Annotated in this window: 12 protein-coding genes; 9 read left to right on the top strand and 3 right to left on the bottom strand. The window is 59.3% G+C overall.

Annotation, left to right across the window (positions count from 1 at the left end; all coding sequences use genetic code 11):
• The first annotated feature begins 11 nt into the window (after positions 1 to 11).
• From dppC to KHA73_RS22555, 6 genes are all read left to right on the top strand, one after another.
• Positions 12 to 914: a dipeptide ABC transporter permease DppC gene (dppC, locus tag KHA73_RS22580; RefSeq protein WP_234586883.1), complete on the top strand. Its 903-nt coding sequence runs from the start codon at positions 12 to 14 to the stop codon at positions 912 to 914.
• 15 nt (positions 915 to 929) lie between these two features.
• Positions 930 to 1910 (top strand): dipeptide ABC transporter ATP-binding protein, encoded by a 981-nt coding sequence (gene dppD / locus KHA73_RS22575; RefSeq protein ID WP_234586882.1) that lies wholly within the window; start codon positions 930 to 932, stop codon positions 1908 to 1910.
• Positions 1907 to 2896, top strand: coding sequence for a dipeptide ABC transporter ATP-binding subunit DppF (gene dppF / locus KHA73_RS22570; protein WP_234586880.1), 990 nt, complete (start codon positions 1907 to 1909; stop codon positions 2894 to 2896). The genes dppD and dppF overlap by 4 nt, the downstream gene beginning before the upstream one ends.
• Before the next feature lie 363 nt (positions 2897 to 3259).
• Positions 3260 to 5266 carry a biofilm formation regulator HmsP gene (gene hmsP / locus KHA73_RS22565; protein ID WP_234586878.1) on the top strand — a complete coding sequence of 669 codons (2007 nt, stop codon included), beginning with the start codon at positions 3260 to 3262 and terminating at the stop codon, positions 5264 to 5266.
• A 336-nt stretch (positions 5267 to 5602) separates the two neighbouring features.
• Positions 5603 to 6889: a dicarboxylate/amino acid:cation symporter gene (locus KHA73_RS22560; RefSeq protein WP_234586876.1), complete on the top strand. Its 1287-nt coding sequence runs from the start codon at positions 5603 to 5605 to the stop codon at positions 6887 to 6889.
• A gap of 260 nt (positions 6890 to 7149) precedes the next feature.
• A complete protein-coding gene (locus tag KHA73_RS22555) occupies positions 7150 to 8649 on the top strand; it encodes a M16 family metallopeptidase (protein ID WP_234586874.1) in 1500 nt (499 codons plus the stop codon).
• Positions 8650 to 8673: 24 nt separating this feature from the next.
• On the opposite strand, the gene ppiC is transcribed toward KHA73_RS22555, so the two are convergent.
• A complete protein-coding gene (gene ppiC / locus KHA73_RS22550) occupies positions 8674 to 8955 on the bottom strand; it encodes a peptidylprolyl isomerase PpiC (protein WP_234586872.1) in 282 nt (93 codons plus the stop codon).
• Positions 8956 to 9063: 108 nt separating this feature from the next.
• Between ppiC and rep the strand changes: the two genes are divergently transcribed.
• Complete coding sequence (gene rep, locus KHA73_RS22545; protein WP_234586870.1) at positions 9064 to 11088, top strand: DNA helicase Rep; 2025 nt, start codon at positions 9064 to 9066, stop codon at positions 11086 to 11088.
• 34 nt (positions 11089 to 11122) lie between these two features.
• Here rep and ppx read toward each other — a convergent pair whose 3' ends face one another.
• Entirely contained in the window at positions 11123 to 12619 is a 1497-nt protein-coding gene (gene ppx / locus KHA73_RS22540; RefSeq protein ID WP_234586869.1) for an exopolyphosphatase, read from the bottom strand.
• 4 nt (positions 12620 to 12623) lie between these two features.
• The gene (rhlB, locus tag KHA73_RS22535; RefSeq protein WP_234586867.1) at positions 12624 to 13910 is read right to left on the bottom strand and encodes an ATP-dependent RNA helicase RhlB; all 1287 of its coding nucleotides are present in this window, start codon (positions 13908 to 13910) and stop codon (positions 12624 to 12626) included.
• A 131-nt stretch (positions 13911 to 14041) separates the two neighbouring features.
• Here rhlB and trxA point away from each other — a divergent pair, with 131 nt between their 5' ends.
• Both trxA and rho read left to right on the top strand, forming a co-directional pair.
• Complete coding sequence (gene trxA / locus KHA73_RS22530; protein WP_234586865.1) at positions 14042 to 14368, top strand: thioredoxin TrxA; 327 nt, start codon at positions 14042 to 14044, stop codon at positions 14366 to 14368.
• A gap of 397 nt (positions 14369 to 14765) precedes the next feature.
• On the top strand, positions 14766 to 16025 hold the full coding sequence (gene rho / locus KHA73_RS22525; RefSeq protein ID WP_037422810.1) for a transcription termination factor Rho: 1260 nt from the start codon (positions 14766 to 14768) through the stop codon (positions 16023 to 16025).
• The last annotated feature ends 13 nt before the right edge of the window (positions 16026 to 16038 follow it).

Below are 16038 nucleotides of genomic sequence, written 5' to 3'. Positions count from 1 at the left end.
GGGGCGCTCTCATGTCTCAAGTCACTGAGTCTGCAGTTAAAGGTGCGCCGAAGCCGATGACCCCGCTCCAGGAGTTTTGGCACTATTTCAGGCGCAATAAAGGGGCCGTGATCGGCCTGGTGTATATCATTCTGATGTTCGTCATCGCCATCGGCGCCGGGGTGTTGGCGCCGCACGCGCCGGCGGACCAGTTCCGCGACGCGCTGCTCAAGCCGCCGGTGTGGCAAGAGGGCGGCAGCTGGCAATATATCCTCGGCACCGATGACGTGGGCCGCGACGTGCTGTCGCGCCTGATGTACGGCGCGCGGCTTTCGCTGCTGGTCGGCTGCCTGGTGGTGGTGCTGTCGCTGATCATGGGCGTGGTGCTGGGCCTGCTGGCCGGCTACTTCGGCGGCGTCGTAGACGCCATCATCATGCGTATCGTCGACATCATGCTGGCGTTGCCGAGCCTGCTGTTGGCGCTGGTATTGGTGGCGATATTCGGGCCATCGATCGTCAACGCCTCGCTGGCGCTGACCTTCGTCGCCTTGCCGCACTATGTGCGCCTGACGCGCGCCGCAGTGCTGGTGGAGGTGAACCGCGACTACGTCACCGCCTCGCGCGTGGCGGGCGCCGGCGCGCTGCGCCAGATGTTCATCAATATTCTGCCAAACTGCCTGGCGCCTTTGATAGTCCAGGCTTCTCTCGGTTTCTCCAACGCCATTCTGGATATGGCCGCTCTCGGCTTTCTCGGCATGGGCGCGCAGCCGCCGACGCCGGAGTGGGGCACCATGCTCTCCGACGTGTTGCAGTTCGCGCAAAGCGCCTGGTGGGTGGTGACCTTCCCCGGCGTGGCGATCCTGCTGACGGTGCTGGCATTTAACCTGATGGGGGACGGTTTGCGTGACGCTCTCGACCCCAAACTCAAGCAGTAACAGAGGACGAGAGAGATGGCGTTATTGAATGTAGACAAGCTTTCGGTGCACTTCGGTGACGAAGGCGCCCCGTTCCGCGCGGTAGACCGCATCAGTTACAGCGTGGAGCAAGGGCAGGTAGTGGGTATCGTCGGCGAGTCCGGCTCCGGCAAATCCGTCAGCTCGCTGGCGATCATGGGGTTGATCGATTTCCCCGGCAAGGTGATGGCCGACAAGCTGGAATTCAACGGCCGGGACCTGCGCAAAATTTCCGAAAAGGAGCGCCGCCAGTTGGTGGGGTCCGAAGTGGCGATGATTTTCCAGGACCCGATGACCAGCCTGAACCCCTGCTACACCGTCGGCTTCCAGATTATGGAAGCGCTGAAGGTGCACCAGGGCGGCAACCGCCGCACCCGGCGTCAGCGGGCCATCGACCTGCTGAACCAGGTGGGCATCCCCGATCCGGCCTCGCGGCTGGACGTCTACCCGCATCAGCTTTCCGGCGGCATGAGCCAGCGCGTGATGATCGCCATGGCGATCGCCTGCCGGCCCAAGCTGCTGATCGCCGATGAGCCGACCACGGCGCTCGACGTGACCATCCAGGCGCAGATCATCGAACTGCTGCTGGACCTGCAGCAGCGCGAAAACATGGCGCTGTTGCTGATCACCCACGATTTGGCGCTGGTGGCCGAAGCGGCGCACCACATCATCGTGATGTACGCCGGCCAGGTGGTGGAGTCCGGCAAGGCGGCGGAGATTTTCCGCGCGCCGCGCCACCCCTATACCCAGGCGCTGCTGCGCGCGCTGCCGGAGTTCGCCGCCGACAAAGCGCGGCTGGCTTCGCTGCCGGGCGTGGTGCCGGGCAAGTACGATCGCCCGAACGGCTGCCTGCTCAACCCGCGTTGCCCTTACGCCAATGAGCGCTGCCGCAATGAAGAGCCGGAACTGCGCAGCATTCCCGGCCGTCAGGTTAAATGTCACACGCCGCTGGATGATGCGGGGAGGCCGACCGTATGAGCCAGAATCAACCTTTACTGCAGGCGATCGACCTGAAAAAGCATTACTCGGTCAAAAAAGGCATGTTCGCCCCGGAGCGGCTGGTGAAAGCGCTGGACGGCGTTTCCTTCACCCTGGAGCGCGGCAAAACGCTGGCGGTAGTCGGCGAGTCCGGCTGCGGCAAATCGACCCTCGGCCGCCTGCTGACGATGATCGAAGTGCCGACCGGCGGCGAGCTGTATTATCAGGGGCAGGATCTGCTGAAGCCGGACGTTACCGCCGAGAAGCTGCGGCGGCAGAAGATCCAAATCGTGTTCCAGAATCCTTACGGATCGCTCAACCCGCGCAAGAAGGTCGGGCAGATCCTCGAGGAGCCGTTGTTGATCAACACCTCGTTGAGCGGCGCCGAACGGCGCGAGAAGGCGCTGGAGATGATGGCGAAGGTCGGCCTGAAAACCGAGCATTACGATCGCTATCCGCACATGTTCTCCGGCGGGCAGCGTCAGCGTATCGCCATCGCCCGCGGTTTGATGCTGAACCCGGACGTGGTGATCGCCGATGAGCCGGTGTCGGCGCTGGACGTCTCGGTGCGCGCTCAGGTGCTGAACCTGATGATGGACCTGCAGCAGGATCTGGGGCTGTCCTACGTGTTTATCTCGCATGACCTGTCGGTGGTGGAGCATATCGCCGATGAGGTGATGGTGATGTACCTCGGCCGCTGCGTGGAGAAGGGCAGCAAAGACGCGATTTTCAACAACCCGCGCCATCCGTATACTCAGGCGCTGCTGTCGGCGACGCCGCGGCTGAACCCGGATATGCGCCGCGAGCGCATCAAGCTGACCGGCGAGCTGCCGAGCCCGATGAACCCGCCGCCGGGTTGTGCGTTCAACGCCCGCTGCCGCCGCGCCTTCGGCACCTGCACCCAGCTGCAGCCGCAGCTGAAGCAGTATGGCGAGCAGATGGTGGCCTGTTTCGCGGTCGATCAGGACGAGCATCCCGGCGCCTGATCACCGGGCTTGAACCGACAACACCAACGCCGGCATTTTGCCGGCGTTTTCTCTTTTATGGCGCCCCCGCCCGGATAAAGGCTTATTTTCGATCTTGCGCCGCAGCCGTTAACGCCTTGCAAGGCCTTAAGTCACCTGAATCTGCAAGATTCGGAGTGTCGGACATAGGGGAGTTTTGCTACCCTGTGTTGAGGCAGCATACCGGTTGGTTAGGAAAAGACTGAAACCCGCGCTTTTCTTGGTTTTGCCAAGGCTATGACAAGATAAAAACCCCAGACAATCGCGTATACTCAGTCCGATTCGAGGGGGAGTGTCTTATACGGCCCCCTTTTTTATTTCAGCCCGATTTTACGGAGAGCAGGTTTGCGGGTCAGGCGTTCATTAACGATTAAGCAGATGGCGACGGTGTCCGGCGTGGCGCTGGTGACAATCTGCATATTTATCGTGATTCAGTTATTCCATTTTGTGCAGCAGCGCAGGGATGACTACGCCCAGCAACTGGAAAACATCGCGCATTCGGTGCGTCAGCCGCTGGCAGACGCCGTGTTGCGTATGGACGTGCCGGAAACCAAAAGGGTGCTGAATACGCTGTTGCCGGTGGGGATCCTGACCCGGGCAGATATCGTGTTGCCCAACGAGTTCCAGGCGTTGCACGCTAACTTCCCGCCGGAACGCCCGGTGCCGCCGCTGATCGCCCGGCTGTTCGAACTGCCGATCCAGATTTCCGTTCCGCTCTACTCGCTGGAACGCGTGCCGACCAATCCGCAGCCGCTGGCCTATCTGGTACTGCAGGCCGATTCGTTCCGCATGTATCAGTTTATTCTCAGTATCTTGTCGACCATGTTGTCGACCTACCTGCTGTTGGCGCTGATCCTGTCGATAGCCATCACCTGGTGCATGAACCGGCTGATGGTGCATCCGCTGCGCGCGATAGCCAAAGAGCTGGAAAATATCGGCCAGGACGAGGCGCCCTACCATCAGCTGATGCTGCCGGCGTTGCACCAGGACGACGAACTGGGTTTGCTGGTGCGCAATTACAACCGCAACCAGCAGATTTTGGCCAAGGCGCACGCCGATATGAGCCGCCTCAGCACCCGCCACCCGGTGACCGAATTGCCGAACCCGGCGCTGTTTACCGCCCTGCTGGAGCAACACATTGCCTCCAGCCTGCGGCCTGAACGGTTTAACCTGCTGGTTATCGGTATTGAAACGCTGTACGAGGCTTCCGGGGTGATGAAACCGGCGATGCGCGAAGCGCTGCTGTTGGCGCTGGCGAAGAAATTGCGCGGTTGTATCGACGAAAACGGCGTTTTGGCGCAGTTGAGCAACACCGAGTTCGCCATACTGGCCAAGGGCACCGCCCGGCCGTTTCACGCCATGCAGCTGGCGCACCGCATTATGGCGGAGATTAACGCGCCCCTGATCCTGGAAGGTATGGCGCTGCGGCCGAGCGCCAGCATCGGCATTGCGCACTACCTCAGCCCGGAACAAAACGCCGAACAGCTGCTGCGTTGCGCCACCTCGGCGATGATGTCCGCGCATCGCGAAGGCAAAAATCAGATCCTGTTTTTTGAACCTCGCCTGACGGAAAGAACCCAAAAGCGGCTGACGCAGGAAAGCGAGATCCTGCACGCCATCGAGCAGCGCCACTTCACGCTGTTTTTGCAGCCGCAGCTCGACATGCAGTCCAATGTGGTGATTGGCGCCGAGGCGCTGCTGCGCTGGCAGCAGTATGACGGCAGCTTTACCCTGCCGGCCGACGTGATCCCGCTGGCCGAAGAGCTGGGCGTGATCGTGCCGCTTGGCAACTGGGTGTTGGAAGAGTCCTGCCGCATCCTGGCGGATTGGCAGCAGCGGGGCATCTCGCTGCCGCTGGCGGTCAATATCTCCGGCATCCAGATGCAGCACGAGGACTTTGTGCCGCATCTGAAGAGCATTCTGGCGCAGTACCGGATCGATCCAAGCAAGCTGCTGCTGGAGATCACCGAAACGGTACGCATCGACGACCTGGACCGGGCGTTGATGCTGTTGCGCGAACTGCATGATCTGGGGCTTTCGATTGCGCTGGACGACTTCGGCATGGGCTACGCCAGCCTGGAATACCTGAACCGGCTGAAGTCTTTGCCGATCGATCTGATTAAAATCGACAAGAGCTTTATTCAGGGCCTGCCGGCGGATGACGCTATGGTGCGCATCGTCAGCTCCATCTCCGAGGTGCTCAACCTGCCGATGATGGCCGAAGGCGTTGAAAACGCCGGGCAGCGCGACTGGCTGCTGCTGCACGGCATCCACTGCGGGCAAGGCTACCTGTTTGCGCGCCCGCTGCCGCGCGAAGCCTTTGAGGCGCAGTTCTGCCGCCATGCCGGCTAAGCCGCACCGCCTTCCCTGACCGCGCCCGAAAACCGCCGATCTCCGCCTACCTCTTTTGCGTTAGTGCAAACAAAGGCTTACGCAATTCTCAGCCTTGCATCCCGACTGACGCGTTTCAGCTCTTAAATTCACATCAACCCCAGGGGTAGGGTGCAACAAATTATTTCCATGTTGTTATGTGGGTGTTATTTTCCGCGCAAGCGATGAACAGGTCGGCTATTTATACCCTAAATAATCAGAACGGCATCACTACGGCAAAGCGCTCAATGATGCCGCTTCGGGTATGACGGGAATGGACTGCCGCCTGGTGCGTGTCTCCCCCCATAGGATGTCCATATGAAAATAACTATCTTTAAAAGCCTCTATTTTCAGGTACTGACGGCGATTACCTTAGGTATCTTGCTTGGCCACTTCTACCCTGACATTGGCGCCCAGATGAAACCGCTGGGTGACGGATTCGTTAAACTGATCAAGATGATCATCGCACCGGTGATTTTCTGCACCGTGGTGACCGGCATCGCCGGCATGGAAAGCATGAAGGCGGTGGGGCGCACCGGCGCCATTGCGCTGCTCTATTTTGAAATCGTCAGCACCATCGCGCTGATTATCGGCCTGGTGATCGTTAACCTGGTGCAGCCGGGGGCCGGCATGAACGTCGATCCCGGCACGCTGGACGCCAAGGCGGTGGCGGTGTACGCCGAGCAGGCGCAGCAGCAGGGCATCATTCCCTTCCTGTTGGACATTATTCCCGGTAGCGTGATTGGCGCCTTCGCCAGCGGCAATATTCTGCAGGTGCTGCTGTTTGCGGTGCTGTTCGGCTTCGCTCTGCATCGCCTGGGCGAGAAGGGGCAGCTGATCTTCAACGTGATCGACAGCTTCTCCCGGGTGATTTTCGGCATCATCAACATGATTATGCGCCTGGCGCCGCTGGGGGCGTTCGGCGCCATGGCGTTCACCATCGGCAAATACGGCGTTGGCACCCTGGTGCAGCTCGGCCAGCTGATCGTCTGCTTCTATATCACCTGTATCCTGTTCGTGGTGGTGGTGCTGGGGTCGATTGCTCGCGCCAACGGTTTCAGCATCTTCAAGTTCGTCAACTACATCAAGGAAGAGCTGCTGATCGTGCTCGGCACTTCGTCTTCCGAGTCCGCGCTGCCGCGCATGCTGGACAAGATGGAGAAGCTGGGCTGCAAGAAGTCGGTGGTGGGGTTGGTTATTCCGACCGGCTACTCGTTCAACCTCGACGGCACCTCGATTTACCTGACCATGGCGGCGGTGTTTATTGCGCAGGCCACCAACACCCATATGGATATCATGCATCAGATAACCCTGCTGGTGGTGCTGCTGCTGTCCTCCAAAGGGGCCGCGGGGGTGACCGGCAGCGGCTTTATCGTGCTGGCCGCCACCATTTCCGCCGTCGGGCATTTGCCGCTGGCCGGGCTGGCGCTGATTCTGGGCATCGACCGCTTTATGTCTGAAGCCCGTGCGCTGACCAACCTGGTGGGTAACGGCGTTGCTACCGTGGTGGTGGCGAAGTGGTGTAACCAGCTGGATGAAAAACAGCTGAAAGACACCCTGAATAACAAAAACGCCGCGGCGGATAAAACGCTGCCTTCCGCCTGATCCCTACGCTAAAACACCGGCCGCAACCGCGGCCGGTGACGCTTTATTCCCCCACGTAACGATTTCTTGCATTTAAAACCACGCTATCCATTATTTTTCACGCCAATGAGTGACATCCGCAAAGGCGCGCGGTCTAACAGGATGGTACACTTTCTGCTTTCCGCCCCACTGTGAAACTCAGGGCGTATTTTTATGATTCCATTGAATGGAATATCCGTATTTGCATAGAGAAATTGGATAGTAATTAAGTAGGGGTTCACATGCAGGGCACCAGAATTCATCTTATAGTTGGTGGGCTGCTGTTGGCTGCAGCCAACGGCAGCGTGCAGGCTGAAGCACTACAACCCGATCCCGCCTGGCAGCAAGGTAAGTTGGACAACGGGTTTTCATGGCAGATCCTTGATACGCCGCAGCGGCCGAGTGACCGCGTCGAACTGCGGTTGATGGTCAATACCGGCTCCCTGGCGGAGTCTTCGCAGCAGATTGGTTTCGCCCATCTGCTGCCGCGCCTGTCTCTGGCGCGCAGCGAGAGCTTTACCGCGCCGCAGCTGCGTTCGCTGTGGCAGCAGAGCGTGGACAACGAGCGGCCGTTGCCGCCGGCCATCAGCTCTTACGACTTCACCATTTATAATCTCAGTCTGCCAAATAGCCGCCCAGACCTGCTGAAAGAGGCGCTGGCGTGGCTTTCCGATACCACCGGCAAGCTGGCGATCGACGAGCACACGGTGCGTGCGGTGATGAACTCCAGCGCCGATCCGATCGGCACCTTCCCGCCCAATCCGAAAGACGCCTGGTGGCGCTACCGCCTGAAGGGGTCGACGCTGCTGGCGCACGATCCGGCCCAGCCGGTGAAGCGGCCGGTCAATATCGACCAGCTGAAGAAATTCTACCAGCAATGGTATACCCCGGACGCGATGACGCTGTACGTGGTTGGCAAGGTCGACAGCCGCAGCCTGGCCGAGCAGATAGGCAAGGCGTTCTCGCCGCTGAAAGGCAAACGTGAAACCCCGGCCACCATGCCGACGTTAACGCCGTTGCCGCCGCAGCCGGTGAGCCTGATCAACGATCAGGTGAAGCAGGATACGCTGTCTATCATGTGGGATGCGCCCTGGCATCCGATTCGCGATTCGCAGAGCCTGAGCCGCTACTGGCGCAGCGATCTCGCCCGCGAGGCGCTGTTCTGGCATTTGCAGCAAACCCTGGAAAAGAGCGATCAAAAGAACCTGCATTTGGGCTTTGATTGCCGGGTGCAATACCAGCGCGCGCAGTGCGCTATCCATCTGGACACGCCGAATAACAATCTGAACGCCAGCCTGGCGTTTATCGCCCGCGAGTTGGTTAGCGTGCGTAATAACGGTTTGTCCAAGGAAGAGTTCGATGGCCTGTTGGCGCAGAAAAACGATCAGCTGAGCAAGCTGTTCGCCACCTATGCGCGCACCGACACCGACGTATTGATGAGCCAACGCCTGCGTTCCCAACAGAGCGGTGTGGTGGATATTGCGCCGGAACAGTATCAGAAGCTGCGCCAGGAGTTCTTGTCCGGCCTGACGCTGGAATCGCTGAACCAGGAACTGAAGCTGCAACTTTCTCAGGACGCGACCCTGGTGCTGATGCAGCCGAAGGGCGAGCCGGAAATGAGCATGAAGCAGCTGCAGGAAACCTACGAAGGCATCATGTCGCCGGCGCCCGCCGTGGTGACGGAAGAGCCAAAACCGGCGGATACCGCGGCCGCCGCGCCGGCGGACACCAGCGCGCAGTAACTCTGGCGGGGGCTTCGGCCCCCCTCAGTTGCGGTACAGCACCTTGATGATGTGGTAACCGAACTGCGTTTTGACCGGGCCATAGGGCTTGAGCAGCGGGATGCTGAACACCGCTTTGTCAAAAGCGGCCACCATGGTGCCTTTGTTGAACTCCCCCAGCGAGCCGCCGTTGCGTTTTGACGGGCAGCTCGAGTATTTGCGCGCCAGCGTATCGAAGCTGACGCCGCGCTTCAGCTTGGCCAGCAGCTCGTTGGCCAGATTTTCATTGTCCACCAGAATGTGCAGGGCGCACGCCGTCTTTGCCATGGTATTGCCTTTATCAATGCGAAATTGGGCCGATTATACCCGTTAAATCTCCCCGGCGCTTTCTGCTACAATCCCCTTCCACGTCATAAAGTCGAGCAATAAAGCGCCATGCGATTAAACCCCAGCCAACAACAAGCCGTCGAATTCGTTACCGGGCCCTGCCTGGTGCTGGCCGGTGCAGGTTCCGGCAAGACGCGCGTCATCACCAACAAGATTGCCCACCTGATCCACCAGTGCGGCTATCAGGCGCGGCACATCGCCGCCGTGACCTTTACCAACAAGGCCGCGCGCGAGATGAAAGAGCGCGTGGCGCAAACCATGGGGCGCAAAGAGGCGCGCGGGCTGATGATTTCCACCTTCCACACCCTGGGGCTGGAGATCATCAAGCGGGAGTACGCCGCGCTGGGGATGAAATCCAACTTTTCGTTGTTCGACGATCAGGATCAGCTGGCGCTGCTGAAAGAACTGACCGAAAAGTGGCTGGAAAACGACAAGACGCTGGTGGCGCAGCTGATCTCCACCATCTCCAACTGGAAAAACGACCTGGTCGACCCCGCCCGGGCGATGGCGTTGGCCCGCTCCGAGCGCGACAAACTGTTCGCCCACTGCTATGGCCTGTATCACGCCCATATGCGCGCCTGCAACGTGCTGGATTTCGACGATTTAATTCTGTTGCCGACCCTGTTGCTGCAGCGCAACGAAGAGGTGCGCGAGCGCTGGCAGAACCGCATTCGCTATCTGCTGGTGGACGAATATCAGGACACCAACACCAGCCAGTACGAACTGGTGAAGCTGCTGGTGGGCAACCGCGCGCGCTTTACCGTGGTGGGCGACGACGACCAGTCGATCTACTCCTGGCGCGGCGCGCGGCCGCAGAACCTGGTGTTGTTGAAGGAAGACTTCCCGGCGCTGCAGGTGATCAAGCTGGAGCAAAATTACCGTTCCAGCGAGCGTATTTTGAAGGCGGCCAACATTTTGATCGCCAATAACCCGCACGTGTTTGAAAAGCGTCTGTTTTCCGAGCTGGGCTACGGCGAGGAGCTGAAGGTGGTCACCGCCAATAATGAGGACCACGAGGCCGAGCGGGTGGTGGGGGAGCTGATCGCCCATCACTTCGTGAAAAAGACCCACTACGGCGATTACGCGATCCTCTACCGCGGCAACCACCAGTCGCGGCTGTTTGAAAAGATGCTGATGCAAAACCGCATCCCGTACAAAATATCCGGCGGCACTTCGTTCTTCTCGCGGCCGGAAATCAAGGATCTGCTGGCCTATCTGCGGGTGCTGACCAACGCAGACGACGACAGCGCCTTCCTGCGCATCGTCAATACGCCCAAGCGCGAGATCGGGCCGGCGACGCTGCAGAAGTTGGGGGAGTGGGCCAACCAGCGCAACAAGAGCCTGTTCCGCGCCAGCTTCGATCTGGGGCTGAGCCAGCACCTCACCGGCCGCGGGCTGGAGTCGCTGCAGCGCTTTACCCACTGGCTGGACGGCATCGCCCAACTGGCCGAGCGTGAGCCGGTGGCGGCGGTGCGGGATCTTATCCGCGGCGTGGATTACGAAAGCTGGCTGTTCGAAACTTCCCCCAGCCCGAAAGCCGCGGAAATGCGCATGAAAAACGTCAATACGCTGTTTGGCTGGATGACGGAAATGCTGGAAGGCAGCGAACTGGACGAGCCGATGACGCTGACGCAGGTGGTCACGCGTTTCACCCTGCGCGATATGATGGAGCGGGGCGAAAGCGAAGAAGAGCTGGATCAGGTGCAGCTGATGACGCTGCACGCCTCTAAAGGGCTGGAGTTCCCTTACGTGTTCCTGGTGGGGATGGAAGAGGGGCTGTTGCCGCACCAGAGCAGCATCGATGAGGATAACGTCGACGAAGAGCGCCGCCTGGCCTATGTGGGGATCACCCGCGCCCAGAAAGAGCTGATTTTCACCCTGTGCCGGGAGCGCCGTCAGTATGGCGAACTGGTGCGGCCGGAGCCGAGCCGTTTCCTGCTGGAGCTGCCGCAGGACGATCTGGCGTGGGAAAGCGAGCGCAAGGTGGTCAGCCCGCAAGAACGGATGCAGAAGGGCCAGAGCCATCTGGCCAATATTCGCGCCCAGCTGGCCAAGGCCAAAGGCGAAGGGTAAAACAAAGGGCGCAGTTTGCGCCCTTGTCAGATCATTATTGCTGTTCTTCCAGCATCAGCGGCCAGTGGACATAACTTTGCCAGTGGCTTTCCTGCTCCAACGCCTCGGCGCGCAGCGGGTGCTGTTCCAGCCAACCCGGCGGCAGGATCACCGTCAGTTCGTCATCCTGGCTGGCGCGCAGCCGCACTGCCGGCAGCGTATCGTCGCGGCGACGGCTGGCGAAGATGATGGCCAACCGCAGGATGCGGCATAATCGCTGCGCTATGCGCGGCGGCAGCGCGTTTTGCTGGCTCAGCAGCGGCAAATCTATGGTGTTGCTTTGGTTTTGCAGCAGGGTCGCCAGCAGTTTTTTCTGCGCCGGGGTGAAACCGGGCAAGTCCAAATGGCGGATCAGGTAGGCGGCGTGTTGCGGCGCCTGCTTGAAATCGACGCTGAGGCCGAGCTCGTGGATCAGACAGGCGCTGTGCAATAGCTCGCGACATCGCGCATCCAGCTGCCACTCGTTGCTGACCTGCTGCGAGAAATTGGCCGCCAGCTGGCTGACGCGTTCGGCCTGTTCGGTATCAAGCAGATAACGGCGCTGCAGATTGCGGATAGTGCGGTTGCGGATATCCTGCTCCACCGGCAGGTGCAGCATGCCGTAAACCAGCCCTTCGCGCAGTGCGCCGCCGGCCAACATCATGCTTTCGATGCCCAGCTCCTGGAAAATCGCCAGCAGGATGGATAACCCGCTGGGGAATACCAGTGCGCGTTCCAGCGTCAGGCCTTCAATTTCCAGCTCTTCCAGCTTGCCGCATTGGATGGCGCGCTGTTTCAGTTGGCGCAGCTTGGACAGGGTAATGCGTTCGTCCATGCCCTGCGCCACCATGATTTCCTGCAGCGCCTGCACGGTGCCGGAGGCGCCGACGCAGATTTGCCAGCCGTGCTGACGCAGCTGCGGCGCGATCGGGCGCACCATGTCGCGTGCGGCCTGTTCGGCGCGCTCGAAGTTTTCCTGCCCGAGGTTGCGATCGCTGAAGAAGCGTTCCAGCCAGGTGACGCAGCCCATCGACAGGCTGTACAGCTGGGAGGCCTGCGCGCCGGTACCGGTCACCAGCTCAGTGCTGCCGCCGCCGATATCGACCACCAGACGCCGATCCGGCCCGCCGGTGGTATGCGCGACGCCATGGTAAATCAGCCGGGCTTCTTCTTCGCCGCTGATCACCTGGACGGGGCAACCGAGGATTTGCTGGGCGGTGTGCAGGAACTCATCGGCGTTGCATGCCAGGCGCAGCGTAGCGGTGGCGACCACGCGGATCTGTTCGCGCGGGATGTCCTGCAACCGTTCGGAGAACAGCTTCAGGCACTGCCAGCCGCGCTGCATGGCCTCATGCGACAGGTGATTGTTCCGATCCAGCCCGGCCGCCAGGCGCACTTTGCGCTTGATGCGCGCCAGGGTCTGAATGCTGCCGGCCACTTCGCGCACCACCAGCATGTGGAAGCTGTTGGAGCCGAGGTCGATGGCAGCATAGAGCGTGCTGGAACTGAGCATGCAATCAGCCTGAACGTTTACGGTTGCTGCGCGGCGCGCCGCCGCGACGTGGCGCGGAGTTGCGGCGCGGGCCGTTGCCGCCGCGCGGGCGCGACAGGCGTTTTGGCGCCGGCAAATCGGTCAGCAGCGCATCGCTGTTGTACTTGCTCACCGGAATGCTGTGGCCGGTATAGGTCTCGATCGCCGGCAGGTTGAGCGCGTACTCTTCACAGGCCAGGCTGATGGAGTGCCCGCTTTCGCCCGCGCGGCCGGTACGGCCGATGCGGTGCACGTAGTCTTCGCAATCGTCAGGCAGATCGTAGTTGAACACGTGAGTGACCAACGGAATGTGCAGGCCGCGCGCGGCGACGTCGGTGGCGACCAAAATGTCGAGGTTGCCCTTGGTGAAGTCGTCGAGAATGCGCAGGCGTTTTTTCTGCGCCACGTCGCCGGTCAGCAGGCCAACGCGGTGGCCGTCGGCGGCCAGGTGGCCCCAGATGTCTTCACAGCGGTGCTTGGTGTTGGCGAAGACGATGGCGCGATCCGGCCATTCTTCTTCGATCAGCGTCTGCAGCAGGCGCATTTTTTCTTCGTTGGACGGGTAGAACAGCTCTTCTTTAATGCGGTGGCCGGTTTTCTGTTCCGGTTCCACTTCAACATATTCAGCGTTGTTCATCTGCTCGAAGGCCAGTTCGCGCACGCGATAGGACAGGGTGGCAGAGAACAGCATGTTCAGACGTTGGTCAACCGCAGGCATGCGGCGGAACAGCCAGCGGATATCTTTGATAAAGCCCAGATCGTACATGCGATCGGCCTCATCCAGCACCACGACCTGGATGGCGCCCAGATCGATGTAGTTCTGCTTGGCGTAGTCGATTAAGCGACCGGTGGTGCCGATCAGGATGTCCACGCCGCTTTCCAGCACTTTCAGCTGCTTGTCGTAGCCGTCGCCGCCGTAGGCCAGGCCCAGCTTCAGGCCGGTGGACTGGGACAGGGATTCCGCATCGGAATGGATCTGCACCGCCAGTTCACGCGTTGGCGCCATGATCAAGGCGCGCGGCTGGTTGGTCTGGCGATCCTGTTTCGCCGGATGGTTAAGCAAATAGTGAAAAGTAGACGCTAAAAACGCCAGCGTCTTTCCGGTACCGGTTTGCGCCTGACCTGCGACGTCACGCCCGGAGAGCGTGAGCGGCAATGCTAACGCCTGGATGGGCGTGCAATGGTGAAACCCTTTTTTCTCAAGGGCTTCAAGGACTAACGGGTGCAGGGCGAAGTCGGAAAACTTCTGTTCGGTCAAGTGTGTTTTGCTCATAGTGTGGTAGAATATCAGCTAACTATTGCTTTACGAAAGCACATCCGTTGAAATAAACGCGGTGAAATAAAATCACCTTGAGTTGGTTAATGCTACACCAACAAGGTAGACATAATCCTGTGGAGTAGAACATGAGCGATAAAATTATTCACCTGACTGACGGCAGCTTCGACGCCGACGTGCTGAAAGCTGAAGGGCCAATCCTGGTCGATTTCTGGGCTGAATGGTGTGGTCCGTGCAAGATGATTGCTCCGATTCTGGATGAGATTGCCGAAGAATTCGAAGGCAAACTGACCATCACCAAGCTGAACATCGATCAGAACCCGGCTACCGCGCCTAAGTACGGTATCCGCGGTATCCCTACGCTGTTGCTGTTCAAGAACGGTGAAGTGGCCGCGACCAAGGTTGGCGCGTTGTCCAAAGGTCAGCTCAAAGATTTCCTGAACGCGAATCTGTAATCGGGCGGGAAGCCCGGCAGCGGCGTCTGGCGGCGATGTTCAATTCACCGCTAGACGCCTGCCAAGAAGCGTGTTAAGTTTAACCACACTGCATATAGAACTTGCCCGAAGTTTTAAATCTAAAGAGTTTGAATCTAAGCTTTACTCTGTGTTGAAGCACTGGTGTTGAAAGTAAAATGAACCCAACCCGTGTTTTAGCAATCAAACGGTTTTGCAAAATCAATTTTAAGGTACCTTCGATCTTAAACCGTCAATGCGTGCGCCCGATGTAAGCCATTTCTTACCGCGACGGCTCAGCGCCCGGTGATCGAACGTCCAGTAAACAGGCACGTATCACGCTGCCATACCATTCACGATACAAGTTCGAGACACACCCCGAGTTTAAGAACCCACCACTATGAATCTTACCGAATTAAAGAATACGCCGGTTTCTGAGCTGATTACTCTCGGCGAAAATATGGGGCTGGAAAACCTTGCCCGCATGCGCAAGCAGGACATCATCTTCTCCATTCTGAAGCAGCATGCGAAAAGCGGAGAAGATATCTTCGGCGACGGCGTGCTGGAGATATTGCAGGATGGATTTGGTTTCCTCCGCTCTGGAGACAGTTCCTACCTCGCCGGCCCCGACGACATCTACGTATCCCCTAGCCAAATCCGCCGTTTCAACCTCCGCACAGGTGACACCATTTCCGGTAAGATTCGACCGCCAAAAGAAGGCGAGCGCTATTTTGCCCTGTTGAAAGTTAACGAAGTCAACTACGACAAACCGGAAAACGCCCGCAGCAAGATCCTGTTCGAGAACTTGACCCCGCTGCACGCCAACTCGCGTCTGCGGATGGAGCGCGGCAACGGTTCGACCGAAGACCTGACGGCGCGCGTGCTGGATCTGGCATCGCCGATCGGTCGCGGCCAGCGTGGCCTGATCGTCGCGCCGCCTAAAGCCGGTAAAACCATGCTGCTGCAGAACATCGCGCAGAGCATCGCCTACAACCACCCAGACTGCGTGCTGATGGTGCTGTTGATCGACGAACGTCCGGAAGAAGTGACCGAGATGCAGCGTCTGGTGAAAGGTGAAGTGATCGCCTCGACCTTCGACGAACCGGCTTCTCGCCACGTTCAGGTTGCGGAAATGGTTATCGAGAAGGCCAAGCGCCTGGTTGAACACAAGAAAGACGTGATCATCCTGCTCGACTCCATCACCCGCCTGGCGCGCGCCTACAACACCGTGGTACCGGCCTCAGGCAAGGTGCTGACCGGTGGTGTGGACGCCAACGCCCTGCATCGTCCCAAGCGTTTCTTCGGCGCGGCGCGTAACGTTGAGGAAGGCGGCAGCCTGACCATCATCGCCACTGCGCTGGTGGATACCGGTTCGAAAATGGACGAGGTTATCTACGAAGAATTTAAAGGTACCGGCAACATGGAATTGCACCTGGCGCGTAAAATCGCCGAGAAGCGCGTATTCCCAGCCATCGATTACAACCGTTCCGGTACCCGTAAAGAAGAGTTGCTTACCACCTCTGAAGAGCTGCAAAAAATGTGGATCCTGCGCAAAATCATTCATCCGATGGGTGAGATCGACGCGATGGAGTTCCTCATTAATAAGTTGGCTATGACCAAAACCAATGACGAATTCTTCGATATGATGAAACGCTCATAATTCAGCAAAAAAT

Source organism: Serratia entomophila (assembly GCF_021462285.1).
GTDB lineage: Bacteria > Pseudomonadota > Gammaproteobacteria > Enterobacterales > Enterobacteriaceae > Serratia > Serratia entomophila.
Note: the sequence above shows the minus strand (reverse complement) of the source record. Positions and strands in the feature narration are given on the sequence as shown.

Excerpts from the sequence above, each read along its gene's own strand:
- dppC (WP_234586883.1), top strand. The coding sequence starts at position 12 with ATGTCTCAAGTCACTGAGTCTGCAGTTAAAGGTGCGCCGAAGCCGATG.
- dppD (WP_234586882.1), top strand. The coding sequence starts at position 930 with ATGGCGTTATTGAATGTAGACAAGCTTTCGGTGCACTTCGGTGACGAA.
- dppF (WP_234586880.1), top strand. The coding sequence starts at position 1,907 with ATGAGCCAGAATCAACCTTTACTGCAGGCGATCGACCTGAAAAAGCAT.
- KHA73_RS22560 (WP_234586876.1), top strand. The coding sequence starts at position 5,603 with ATGAAAATAACTATCTTTAAAAGCCTCTATTTTCAGGTACTGACGGCG.
- KHA73_RS22555 (WP_234586874.1), top strand. The coding sequence starts at position 7,150 with ATGCAGGGCACCAGAATTCATCTTATAGTTGGTGGGCTGCTGTTGGCT.
- ppiC (WP_234586872.1), bottom strand. The coding sequence starts at position 8,955 with ATGGCAAAGACGGCGTGCGCCCTGCACATTCTGGTGGACAATGAAAAT.
- rep (WP_234586870.1), top strand. The coding sequence starts at position 9,064 with ATGCGATTAAACCCCAGCCAACAACAAGCCGTCGAATTCGTTACCGGG.
- ppx (WP_234586869.1), bottom strand. The coding sequence starts at position 12,619 with ATGCTCAGTTCCAGCACGCTCTATGCTGCCATCGACCTCGGCTCCAAC.
- rhlB (WP_234586867.1), bottom strand. The coding sequence starts at position 13,910 with ATGAGCAAAACACACTTGACCGAACAGAAGTTTTCCGACTTCGCCCTG.
- trxA (WP_234586865.1), top strand. The coding sequence starts at position 14,042 with ATGAGCGATAAAATTATTCACCTGACTGACGGCAGCTTCGACGCCGAC.
- rho (WP_037422810.1), top strand. The coding sequence starts at position 14,766 with ATGAATCTTACCGAATTAAAGAATACGCCGGTTTCTGAGCTGATTACT.